Genomic DNA, 12,266 nt, shown 5'->3' on the forward strand with positions numbered 1-12,266 from the left:
TTTGAGATAAATTTTTGCTTCGCTTTATTAGAGCGCTAAAGCAACAAATGTTGTGCAGTCAAATTTTAATCAAGGCTAGGCAGTTAGCCTGCAAGCTAAATTTTAAGATCAAGCTAGATACACAAATCTAACATGATGTTAAAATTTAAAAGCTTTTGGCAAAGAATTTTTTGTTTAGGCGAGGCGAAATTTTGGTTTTAAGTGAGGGCTAGACACATAGTCTGCCGAGCTTGAAAACAAAATTTCAACGAAGCATAAGCGAAAAAGTCAAAGCCAAAATTTGAAAGGATAAGATGAGAGTATTAACCGGCCTTCAACCCTCCGGCAAACTACACCTTGGCAACTATTTTGCCTCGATAAAGCAGATGGTTGATATGCAAGAGCAAAATGAGATGTTTATGTTTATAGCAAACTATCACGCGATGACGAGCCTTAGCGAGGCCAGAGCCCTAAAACAAAACACTTTTGAGGCTGCGTGTGCGTTTTTGGCACTTGGGATCGATCCAAATAAAAGCATATTTTGGGTGCAAAGTGACGTTAAAGACGTGCTTGAGCTTTACTGGGTACTAAGTCAGCACACGCCTATGGGCCTACTTGAGCGCGCGCATAGTTACAAAGATAAAGTCGCAAAAGGTCTTAGCTCGCACCACGGACTCTTTAGCTATCCAGTTTTGATGGCAGCTGACATTTTGCTTTATAATGCGCAGGTCGTACCCGTGGGCAAAGACCAGATCCAGCACGTAGAGATCGCTCGTGATATCGCGATAAAATTTAACAACGAACATGGAGAAATTTTTACATTGCCTGAGGCAAAGATCGATGAAAATGTCGCCACCGTGCCTGGCACAAATGGCGAAAAAATGAGCAAAAGCTACGGCAACACGATCGATATTTTCGCAGACGCCAAGACGCTTAAAAAGCAAATTTCTAGCATCGTGACAGACGGCACACCGCTTGAAGAGCCAAAACAGTGGCAAAACTGCAACGTCTATAATATCGCCAAACTTTTCTTAGACGAGAGTGGGCAAAAAGAGCTTCAAGCTAGATATGAGCGTGGTGGCGAGGGTCATGGGCACTTTAAAGCTTATCTAAATGATCTTATTTGGGACTATTTTAAAGATGCGAGAGAGAAATTTGAGCATTATCAAAATAATCCTGACGAAGTGTCTGGAATTTTAGAAATAGGAGCCAAAAAGGCAAGTAATGTTGCTCAAACAACGATAAAAAAAGTTCGTGAAGCAGTCGGAATTTATTAATAAAGGAAAAATATGCAAAATTTATATCCATACGCACAAATAATTCATCTTTTTTGTGCAATCATCTTTGTTGGTTACCTCTTTTTTGATGTAATCATTTTTAAGGCAGCTTGTAAAAAAATGCCACCTGAGCTTGCTCAAAAGGCAAAACAAGCTATCGGTTCAGTTGCTATTAAGATAATGCCACTTTGTATCTTGCTTTTGGTATTAACTGGAGGCATGATGATGAGTAACTGGGTCGGATCAAAGGCTGGAGGCTACTTTGAGACAAATTTACAAATCATTTTTATGATCAAATTTTTCTTAGCAATGCTAATCGTAGCTGCGGTTATAACAAATTTAAGCTGCAAATTTATATTTAAACGCCCTAGCCCACTTGGCAACATTCACCCATTTGCGCTAACAGCGGCAGTTTTTATCGTACTTTTTGCAAAAGTTATGTTTATGGTTTAAGGATACGGAATGATAAATTTAAAACTACTCGAGACAAATTACGATGAATTTGTAAAAAAACTTGAGGGAAAAAATGTAAAAGCTGGGCTACTTGACGAGCTTTTACAAACTTTTAACGAACTAAAACAAAAGCGCAAAGCACTTGAAAATTTCCAAGCGATCCAAAATGCAAAGAGCAAAGAGCTTGGCATAAAGGCAAGAGCCGGTGAAGACGTAAGTGAGCTTAAAAATGAGCTAAATTTAAATAAAACTGCACTTGCTGATGCTGATGAGATCGTTAAACAATATGAAGAAAAGCTTGAGCAAATTTCATTTAACGTGCCAAATATAACCGATGATGATGTGCCATTTGGTAAGGACGAGGACGATAATGTCTGCATCAAAACGGTGCTTGAGCCAACTAAATTTAGCTTTACACCAAAAGAGCACTGGGAGTTAGGTGAGAGTCTTGGCTGGCTTGACTTTGAAAGAGGTGCAAAGCTCTCAGGATCTCGTTTTACCGTGCTTCGCGGCATGGGAGCAAGGCTAAGTAGAGCGCTTGTTAATTACATGATCGACTTTAACAGCGCGCGCGGCTTTGAGCTTGTAAATGTCCCTTATCTAGTAAGTTCAAATACACTTTTTGGTACTGGTCAGCTGCCTAAATTTGAAGAAGATCTTTACAAAGTGCGCGACGAGGACCTTTATCTCATCCCGACTAGCGAAGTACCTGTGACAAATTTATACAATGACACGATCATTGAAGCTGAGCAACTTCCTATAAAGATGACTTGCTACTCAGCATGCTTCCGCCAAGAGGCAGGCTCAGCAGGACGTGACACAAGAGGCATGATCCGCCAGCACCAGTTTGAAAAGGTCGAGCTGGTAAGCATCACAAAGCCTGATCAAAGCGAAGACGTGCTAAATGAGATGGTATCGTGCGCAAGCGATCTACTAACTAGCCTTGGACTTCCTCACCGCCATATGCTTCTTTGCAGTGGCGATCTTGGCTTTAGCGCGGCAAAGACGATAGACCTTGAGGTTTGGTTACCTGGTCAAGGTAAATATAGAGAGATTAGCTCTATTTCCAATACTCGTGATTTTCAAGCAAGGCGTGCAAAAATTCGCTTTAAAGATGGCAAGAAAAATATGCTTGTAAATACGCTAAATGGCTCAAGTCTAGCTGTGGGTAGGACTCTTATTGCCATCATGGAAAACTACCAAAAAGCAGATGGCACTATCGAAATTCCAGAAGTTCTTAAAAGGTATATGTAGTGGCTGAAGAAGAGGTTGTAGTTTTAAAACCACCTGGCGAGCAAGCAGAGCAAGAAGCACCTGAAGAGGCAAAAGCCGAGGCACCTGAAGAGATCGTTTCACTTGAGAGTATCGCAAGTGAGGGTGTGCTGCAAGATGAGAGTATCCCAGAGCCAATCCCTGTAAAAAAGAGCAATAAAAAGCTCTTTATAATAGCAGGCGTGGTCGCTCTAGTGCTTATCATCTTAATAGCGGTTTTGCTAGTTGTCTTGCTAAAGAAAGACAAAAAAGAGAACATAGATACTGCAAGTATCGTAAAAAATATAGAAAACAACTACCAAACGCAAAATTTTGGCGCTTCAAAGATCGATGAAATGATAAATAAAGCCAATCAGCTTTATGAGCGTGGCAATAAATTTGAGGCTCTAAAAATTTATGAAAACGTAGCTGTTTATAACCAATCTCTCTCAAACTATAACCTCGGCGTTTCGCAGATGAAACAAGAAAGATGTGATGAGGCGATCGTATCTTTTAACAAAGCTATAACCGATAGAGAAAACACAGCAGTTAGCGCCATAAATGCTGCTGTTTGCTCACTTGAGCTAAATAACACTAAAAATTTTAACTACTATATAGGACTTGCGGATTCATTTTTGCAGTATGAAAACAACTCGCCACTTTATAGCTATTACTACGCGCTTATAAACTACTATAAAGGCAACTATTACGAGGCGCTTCAAGCACTTTCTCATCCAAATACTGCAGATTATAAAAACGAATATGCGTATTTAAGTGCAAAAATTTTATCACTCCTTGGAGATGATGAAAGAGCAATAGCTAAGCTTGAGAGCCAAAAGGCATTTAAGGCCGACTTCACGCTAGCTCAACTTTATGCAAGACTTGGCAAATACGACAAGGCAAGGGACTATCTAACAAAGGCTTCTAAAAATACGCCAAATATCGATCTTATCAAGATGACTGAGGCGCTAATTGATCTAAAAACTTCTGACTATGGCGACGCGGCTGCATTTATCAAAGATGTTTACGACTACAATGCTTCTTTGCCAAGTAAAATTTACAAGATAAAAACGATACTAAAGCCTGATCTTTTTGATGTCAGCCTAGCTCAGGCACACTTTAGCGACGATATGTTTTTTGATAGAACAAGGCGCTATGAGACCCTTTTTTACTTCGCACCTTACAAGGTCTTTGACGCAAAACAGAGCATCGAGCAGATAAGAAAAGGCGGTGTTAGCGTCTTTTTAGACGATACTTCAGCAGCAAATGACTATCTTAGCCAAAGTGCAGCTGCTTCAAAAGTAAATGTAAAACTTAGTGAAGCTATTGCAAAAGCACTAAGCTACCGCTTAAAAGAAGCAAATAAAGAGTTTGAAGAGCTAGCCAGCACTTATCCAAATCACTCTATCTTACAATACAACCTCGCCCTAAGCTACGCTCAGCTTGGAAATTTTAGCCTTGCAGCAAAGCACTTCATAGCAAGCTATCATCAAGATGTAAATAACCATCTTGCAGGCATTTTTGGGGCGATTTGTCTAGATATAAATAGAAATTTAAACCCAAAACTCATTGAAGAGATCGGCGAAAATTTAGAAAATGACAAGAGTTTAAAGCCTGTAAATTTATATGCCTCGCTTCTAAGCCTGATTAGCGGCAACCAAAGTGCGATGATAAGGTGGCTTGAAGAGTCAAAAGAGCAGACAATGCTAAATTTAGCCTTTGATATTATCATCGCAAAAATAACAAACAATGACGAGCTAATGGCAAAGAAAGCTGATGAACTACTAAAAATTTTGCCAAATGATATTATTGCAAATATCTTAAATTTTATCTCGAAAAACAAAGAGCAAAATGTCAAAGAGTATGCAAAAGCGATACAAATTCACTTTAATGGCAAGCAGCTTGATTCAAACGCTTTCTATCACGGCGCTGACATCATCAAAAAACAATACATCAAGCTACTTCAAATTTCAGGCTTACTTACAAGAGAGCGTGATAAGTTAAGAGCTGAGCTAAAAGAGGCTCCAAAGAATATAAATTTAATCCAAACTCTGGCCTACATCGATATCTTTACAAACGATTTTGAAGAAAGCTATAAACTTTATAATCAAGCAATCGATGAGTTTAAAGTAAATGACGCTAGCACATTATTTTTAGCATCTGTGGCTGCGACAGGAGCTGGAAAAGTATCAAACGCAATCGCGCTTTTAGAGCTAACAAAACTAAATGATGCTAGTGCTATCGAAAATAGAATAGCTCTTGGCCTAATGTATCAGCAGATAGATAATATAAAAGCAGCTCTTATACAATACAGCAAAATAGGAAATGTTGAGTATGAAAGCGAATTTTACGACTTTGAGATAGATAATGACTGATAAAAACTAGGTCTTTATGCGCCTAGTTTTAACTATTTTAAATACTAAGCAATATCTAAAATTTCAAGATTTATTTGATCTAAGACTTCACTAAATTTATAGATCGTATCGCCGCATTTATACTCAATACTCTTGCTACTCTTTTTATTTTTTTGAGATAAAATTTTCTCCATCATACTGGGAAGCTCTTTTTGTAAAAGTAGTTTATAAGACATCCCCATTCCATGCGTTATGGACTTTATAAATTTGCCATCAACATCACTCTCATCTTTTACCATATGAAGCGTAGCGTCAAATTTTAGCTTCTTAAGAGCCTCGTAAAGCTCGATTTTATCCTTTGCTGGAGCTATTTCTTTATCGAAAATACAGTGATAGCTCACGTAAATTGGCTTTTTATAGCTGCTCTGAACATTTAAATGATCTAAATTTAGGATGTTTCTTATCTCTTCTCTTGCGTCAATAAAATAGTATGGTGATTTTTCATTAAGTGTCCAGTAGGTCTTATCAAAAAAATAAAGATATAAATTTTGATACAAAGTATCGGTACCAAAACAAAAATAGTTAGTAAAATTTATCTCTTTACCAAATCCAATAAGACGCCATAAAAATATGGCATAAGAGCTATTATCTATCACCGCATCAACTAGCCATGGAGCGATCTTAGCACATATATGTGCCAGATATCCACCATGTGAGCTGCCTACCATTATCACTGGCAGATGTTCAAATTTGGCATTATTTATATATTTTTTTGTATAAAGCACAGCATTTAGCACATCCATTGCTTGCATAACGCCAAAATTTTGATATTCATTTTTTGTTGGCAACATCGTAACGCTAGCATTTAGTCTAAAATCAGCCGGCAAAATACCTCTCTCTTTTCGAATAGTAATCTCTTTGCTAAGAAATTTAAGTAGTAAATCAACCTTCTCGTGGCAGTCGATACTTTTTAGATCAATTGGTAAATTTATACCTATGCTTGACAGCTCTCTTGTTAAGATTTCGCGATCTATATCATCAAGTCCAAATTTCGCCCCAAGCTGTGGGCGGTTGCCTATGCAGTGATAATCCACACTAATGCATGCAACATCATAAGTCTCTGCCATAGTCTGCATAAGATTAGCCCTATATCCAAGGTCAGAGTCTTCTCCAAGCCCAGGGATAATAACCAAAAGAGCTTTTGCATCCTTGGCATTGTCATAACATGAATAAAAGGAGAGAGGAGAGCTTCTTTTTATACCAAGTTCAATATCATCACAAGATGAAATTTCATAGCTTCCATCAACCAGTATTTAAATCCTTTTAAATTTACTAATTTCTCCTATTTTTGCGAGACATTATAAAAAAAGCTAACGATCTGTTTTGCTAGGCGTTCTTTAAAAAACGGCCAAATGTAGCTTGGTGAATAGACATTGCCAGCTTGCATAAGTGAGATATTTGTCGCCTTTTCGCCACCATTTTTTGGACGCACTAGCACGCTTACTTGCATGTGATAAGTATAGCTATTTGTACTAAAGTCATCATCGTCGTAATAGCCAAATGGGAAAAACATCGAGTAGCCAAAGCCAAAGCTTGGTCTACCAAAGCCATATCCCATCCCCATTGAAAATCTAGGATCTCTTTTGATTATCCTAGAAAAGCTTTGCACATCGCCAAGGATGATGAAGTCAGCATTCTTGATATTTGGCTCGTTTCTAAAACCAGCCTTTATAAATTCGCTTAAAATTTCAGCATTTACATCTTGTCCGGTCGCACTATTTTTAAAATTTACATAGACGCTTCTGTTTGATTCATTAAGCGTAAAAAAGATCGGATCACTCGTTTTGACCGAGATATTTGGGGTGCTACTAGCACATCCAACAAAAAATACCGCTAAGACAAATAAAAAGAAATTTTTCATATTCACTCCTACAAGAGCGATCTTATAGCACTTTCAAGTACACTTTTTGGTGTAAGACCGATAAATTTTGATCGCATCTTACCATCTTTATCAAAAAAATAGATAACTGGCACGCCCATGACGCCACCAACTGCCTTACTAAAGTAATCAACTGAAACCTTGTCACTCGTAGTTTTAAAGGTGATGTTGTGCTCTTTTAAAAGCTCAATATCTTTATCAAAGCCTTTACTAGGTCCTAAAACACCAATGAATTGAACCTCTTTACCATACTCTTTTTCAAGTGTATTTAGATCAGGTATAGCAGCCTTGCACACTCCGCAGTCCGTACCAAAGAAAAATAGCATATATGGCTTATCGCCTATCTTTAGCCTCTTTTCTGTTGGAAAAAACTGCGTATCAATGCCGCTTGAGTCATTTAGCGTAATGTGATGCTTCTCATACTGCTTGACGCAGCCCATAACTAGGGCTGAGACTAGACATAAAAATAAAATTTTATATCTCATTTGGCACCTTTGGGTTTTCAATAGTGCGAATTTTCTCTAGCTTACCATGTCTTAGATAGACGATCTTATCGCCATACTCGCCAAGATCAGGGTTGTGAGTTACTAGAAGTATCGTCTTGCCATCTTTTCTTAGCTTGCAAAATAGATCAAGTATAACTCTTTCATTTGCTTCATCAAGGTTACCAGTTGGCTCATCTGCTATTAAAATTTCAGGATCGTTTATGAGTGATCGAGCGATACAAAGGCGTTGTTGCTCGCCACCACTTAGCTGACTTGGTCTGTGCGTTAGCCTGTGAGAAAGACCAACTGCCTCAAGTGCCTTTTTAGCGTCCTCTTCATCAACTGAGCTGTGATAGTACTGAGCGATCATCACATTTTCAAGTGCGCTAAGATATGGCACTAAGTGAAACTGCTGAAAAATAAGACCGATCTTTTCACGTCTAAATTTAAGTGTATCATCAGCATTTAGATTGCTCGCATCATCGCCACCGAGCATATAAGTGCCACTACTTGGAGTATCCATTAGAGAAAGGATATTTACAAGCGTACTCTTACCACTACCACTTGGCCCCATGACGCTGACCCACTCACCTTTTTTAACCTCAAAATTTATATCATCAAGTGCTTTAACATCGCCAAAAATTTTACAAATATTTTTTAATTCTAGTGCATTTTGCATATCATTCTCCTCTTAATGTATCTGCCATTTTATTATTAAGTGCCCGTTTGATCGGATAAAATGCTGCGATCGCTGCAAATAAAAGCGATATTATCACAGCTACTGGGATGCTTAAAATTCTAAAATCAATACTAGAATCAAATATCGCATAACCTAAAATTTGAGCTAGTAAATATCCTAAAAATGCACCAACTAATGCTGAGATGAGCGCTGTCACAAATGTCTCAAAGCCAAATAGCTTTAGTACATCTTTTTTGCTTGCGCCTATGGCTCTTAGAAGTGCGATCTCCTTTGAGCGAGAGAGCAAGATAGCACTAAGCGTTGTATTTACGCACATTGAAGTAATGAGCAAAATAACAAGGCTAACAAGTGCCATTAATAGCTTTATTTTCTCCAAAATATAGCCCTCAGACTTTGAGACCTTTGCCACTGGTTTTGCAGCTATTTCTTCATTGCTTATAGTCTTTGCAAGCGATGTTATCTCATCGAAGTTACCAAGCACAACAGCTTCAGCATAGTTTATTTTGCCAGCTTTATTTGAAATTTTTTGAGCCAAAGATAGTGACGTGATCAAAAGCGCATCCTCTTTGTCACCACTTGCAACTACGCCTTTTATCTTTACATTTATGCTCTCATTTGAGCCAATGGCACGAATTTCTATATCATCGCCTGCTTTAAAGCCAGCCTGACGAGCTAGATCGACGCCTATTAGCACGTTTTTATCGTCAAAATCGACATTTATCATCGTTCCATCTCTAACATCTAAAAATGGTTTAACTTTTTTTAGATTGCTAAATTTTGTCCCCATGACGATAGCGTTTGTTGGACCGATATTTGCCTGAGCAAAGAGATAACCGCTCTCACCAAGAAGCTTGTCTTTTGGCACTTTAGCGATCATTTCATTGTAAGTTTTTTCACTCATATCATCACTTGTAGCCATATCTTTTGGAGCAAAGATCATATTTGCACCATAAGTTTTTAGCTCGCGTGAGACCTTTGAGTCGATGTCAAGATAGACATTGACAAACGCAGCACACACGCATGCTCCAAGTAAGATAGAGATGACGATGACCATTACTCTTGATGAGCCGTTTTTTAAACTTTTATAAATTGTATTGTAAAAGAATTTGCTATTTGCGGTCATATAGCACCTCCGCAGGTAGTAAATTTATGACGTTTCTCATTGGCATTAGCGAGCCAACGACTGAGATGAGCAAGGCAAATGCCACGCTTATTGGTAGCACGATCCACGCTATACCGATGCCATGAGAAAAGATGATGTAAGACATCACGTAGCTTAGCGCGTATCCTAAAAATGCTCCCGTTATGCCTGCAAAAAAGGCAACTACAAGGCTCTCGCTAGCAAAAAGGGCATAAATTTCAAAGTTGCTTGCGCCTATGGCTTTTAAAAGGCCGATCTCTTTTTTACGGCGATAAATTTCACTTGTCATTAGCGATGTTATGCCGATGGCTGAAACCACAAGAGCTATGATACTAACGATACCCATTAGGCTTTGAATTTTCTTTACGATATTACTCTCCGCATCACTTACTTGAAGGCTAGCTTTTGCGCTAACGTTTGGCAGGTTCTCCTCTATCTGAAATGCGATCGATCCCGCATAAGCCGAGCAGTACCATTTGTCATACTCTGCACTATCAAGGTTGTCTAAATTTCGTCTAGCCTTTAGCGATAGGTCGTTTTCTGGGATCGTCATGGCTGAGACTTCAGCTTTTGTATATGAGCCAGGATGCCCTGATAGATCGCCAGCAAGTTTAAGCGAGCCAATTAGCTTATGCGTCTCGTCGCCTGCACCCTTTAAGATGCCAACTACGCTAACCTCTTTTGTGCCGTTTTTGCCCACAAGGCTAAGCTTGTCGCCAACTTTTAAATTTTTAGCCTTTGCAAGCTCATCTCCTACTAAAATTTCATCCATGCTCTCATCTTTTGGCCAAGCACCCTCAACACCCCAAAATCCATACAAACTCTTAACGCCTGTGCTAAATTCTGGCTCATCTTTTAGTCCGATATTTTTATCAAAATAAGTTCCCTCAAGGCTAAAATCATCGCCCTTAGCATCTTTTACCTTTGTCTCTAAAAACGGTGCAAAGGCAACGATGTTATTTCTCCAAAAGATCTCTTTTATCTTATAGATATCAGCCTCTGGGAGTAAATTTTGTGATTTTAGTGGAGTGAAATTTTTACCCTCGATCTCGATGCTTAGGCTCTCACCACGTGGTAAAACAACGATATTTGAGCCATATCCTCTAAGCTCGCTTGCCACTTGATCGCCGATTTTTAGCGTGATGTTTAGCATGCAAGCTATCAAAAGAGCAGCTAATAAGATGGTGATAAACGCCATCGTCTTTTGCACCTTTGAGCCCGTGATCGAGCTTTTTATCATTCTTAGTTGCATATTTTTCATTTTAACGTTCCATTTGTTTCTACATATTTTTCTGGATTTGCTTCAAATTTCGCCTGAGTTTCGTTGTTCTCAAAGAAATATGTACGTCCATAGTATAAATATGATCTTGAATCAAGATTGCTCACCTTTTTGCGACTTACAGGATCAAGCACCATCTTTTCGACAACCTTGCTAAAGTAATTTGCCCCTGCGACGATCGTTTTATAATCAACTATGATATTTTTGCCATCAAAGGTAAATGCCATAGGGATTGGGTTACAACCGCCCTCTTTGCCAACTGACGGCAAGAAAATTCTAACATTACAAGAGATACAAATAAGATCATTGCCTCTTTTTATATAGCCCATATCGCCACAAATCATGCATGAGTCAAAGACGATGACAGGAGATGGGCGGTCACTAAAGCGGTTTAGTAAGAAAAATCTTATCTGCTTACCCTCATCTGTGATGTAGGCAAATCTGTGAAGTTCATTATCTTTTAACATATCAACATCAAATATAAATTTATCTCCCACTGGCTCAACCAAGACTGGCTCTGAAATTTGAGGTGGGCGAGATGCGTAAAGATCAAAATAAAGTGAAAATCCAAGCGCTATTAAAACGCTGCAAAATGCAAATTTTGCATTGTCAAAGACATTTTCTCTAATGGCTTTTGTAAAGCGGTATTTGATAGAGCCAAACGTGCTCTTATCGATACTCTTTGGCACAAAGCAAAGCGCGATTATGCATAAAAGAAGGATCACTACTATGTAAAAATAGGCACTAAATTCTGTGACGTAGATGCCTTTTGCGCTGATAGATAAAATTTGAGAATTTAGCTCGCTACTTATCTTTAAAGCGCCTGCACGCAAAAGCTCGAGTGCAGTTTGTGAGCTTCTATCAACTAGTAAAAATACTAATGTGATAAGAGCTAAAATTTTAGCTACTGATGATGGGATGCTTGCTTTTAAATTTGAAATGAAGAAAAATAAAAATAGTATCAAGATCATCGCAAAGATCATCAAAAAGAAGCTTATGACTGAAAGCGTGTCAAGCAGTTCGCCACCAAATAACGGGAACAAAGCGCTACTTGAGCTATAGCCAAAGCCAAAGCCGATGCCTAAAATAGAAAACGTTACGATTTTTGCTATCTTAAGCTCGAAAAATATCCATAAAATGCTAATGAGTAGAAAAACCAGTGTCACAGAATCTATGAAAATTTTAAACTGGTCATCAACAAGCGCATGACGAGCAGCTTTAAAGATAAGCACACCAGCAACAACGCCAAGAAATGACGGTAAAAAGATCGTTTTTAAACTTTTGCCATTGTTATTTAAGGCAGCAAAAAGCGTAAATCCAAGGAGGGCTAAAAAGACCTGATAGAAGTAAATTGACATAACTAAACCCTATGAGAATTTTTAAAAAGGGGCGAGAACGCCCCAAAGTG

At 38.5% G+C, this 12,266-nt stretch carries 11 protein-coding genes; 4 read left to right on the top strand and 7 right to left on the bottom strand.

Annotated features, from left to right (window positions below; all coding sequences use genetic code 11):
* Positions 1-293: 293 nt before the first annotated feature.
* From trpS to B9N62_RS08730, 4 genes are read left to right on the top strand one after another with little or no spacing between them, the layout of a single operon-like run.
* On the top strand, positions 294-1,256 hold the full coding sequence (trpS, locus tag B9N62_RS08715) for a tryptophan--tRNA ligase (protein ID WP_087585162.1): 963 nt from the start codon (positions 294-296) through the stop codon (positions 1,254-1,256).
* Positions 1,257-1,268: 12 nt separating this feature from the next.
* Positions 1,269-1,709 (top strand): copper resistance protein CopD, encoded by a 441-nt coding sequence (locus tag B9N62_RS08720; protein ID WP_087585163.1) that lies wholly within the window; start codon positions 1,269-1,271, stop codon positions 1,707-1,709.
* A gap of 9 nt (positions 1,710-1,718) precedes the next feature.
* The gene (gene serS / locus B9N62_RS08725; RefSeq protein ID WP_087585164.1) at positions 1,719-2,963 is read left to right on the top strand and encodes a serine--tRNA ligase; all 1,245 of its coding nucleotides are present in this window, start codon (positions 1,719-1,721) and stop codon (positions 2,961-2,963) included.
* The gene (locus B9N62_RS08730; protein ID WP_087585165.1) at positions 2,963-5,335 is read left to right on the top strand and encodes a tetratricopeptide repeat protein; all 2,373 of its coding nucleotides are present in this window, start codon (positions 2,963-2,965) and stop codon (positions 5,333-5,335) included. Before serS ends, B9N62_RS08730 begins: the two co-directional genes overlap by 1 nt.
* Before the next feature lie 44 nt (positions 5,336-5,379).
* Here B9N62_RS08730 and B9N62_RS08735 read toward each other — a convergent pair whose 3' ends face one another.
* Genes B9N62_RS08735 through B9N62_RS08765 form a run of 7 tightly spaced genes read right to left on the bottom strand, consistent with a single transcriptional unit; the run spans position 5,380 to position 12,216 of the window.
* Positions 5,380-6,627, bottom strand: coding sequence for a DUF2920 family protein (locus B9N62_RS08735; RefSeq protein WP_087585166.1), 1,248 nt, complete (start codon positions 6,625-6,627; stop codon positions 5,380-5,382).
* Positions 6,628-6,656: 29 nt separating this feature from the next.
* The gene (locus B9N62_RS08740; RefSeq protein WP_087585167.1) at positions 6,657-7,235 is read right to left on the bottom strand and encodes a hypothetical protein; all 579 of its coding nucleotides are present in this window, start codon (positions 7,233-7,235) and stop codon (positions 6,657-6,659) included.
* A gap of 8 nt (positions 7,236-7,243) precedes the next feature.
* On the bottom strand, positions 7,244-7,738 hold the full coding sequence (locus B9N62_RS08745; RefSeq protein ID WP_021090806.1) for a TlpA family protein disulfide reductase: 495 nt from the start codon (positions 7,736-7,738) through the stop codon (positions 7,244-7,246).
* Positions 7,728-8,417 (bottom strand): ABC transporter ATP-binding protein, encoded by a 690-nt coding sequence (locus B9N62_RS08750; protein ID WP_054196145.1) that lies wholly within the window; start codon positions 8,415-8,417, stop codon positions 7,728-7,730. Before B9N62_RS08750 ends, B9N62_RS08745 begins: the two co-directional genes overlap by 11 nt.
* Before the next feature lies 1 nt (position 8,418).
* The gene (locus B9N62_RS08755; protein ID WP_084108994.1) at positions 8,419-9,561 is read right to left on the bottom strand and encodes an ABC transporter permease; all 1,143 of its coding nucleotides are present in this window, start codon (positions 9,559-9,561) and stop codon (positions 8,419-8,421) included.
* Complete coding sequence (locus B9N62_RS08760; protein WP_087585168.1) at positions 9,548-10,840, bottom strand: ABC transporter permease; 1,293 nt, start codon at positions 10,838-10,840, stop codon at positions 9,548-9,550. Before B9N62_RS08760 ends, B9N62_RS08755 begins: the two co-directional genes overlap by 14 nt.
* Positions 10,837-12,216 carry a Fe-S-containing protein gene (locus B9N62_RS08765; protein ID WP_087585169.1) on the bottom strand — a complete coding sequence of 460 codons (1,380 nt, stop codon included), beginning with the start codon at positions 12,214-12,216 and terminating at the stop codon, positions 10,837-10,839. Before B9N62_RS08765 ends, B9N62_RS08760 begins: the two co-directional genes overlap by 4 nt.
* Positions 12,217-12,266 lie beyond the last annotated feature (50 nt).

The sequence above is a fragment of the Campylobacter concisus genome (genome assembly GCF_002165785.1).
Taxonomy (GTDB): Bacteria; Campylobacterota; Campylobacteria; order Campylobacterales; family Campylobacteraceae; genus Campylobacter_A; species Campylobacter_A concisus_W.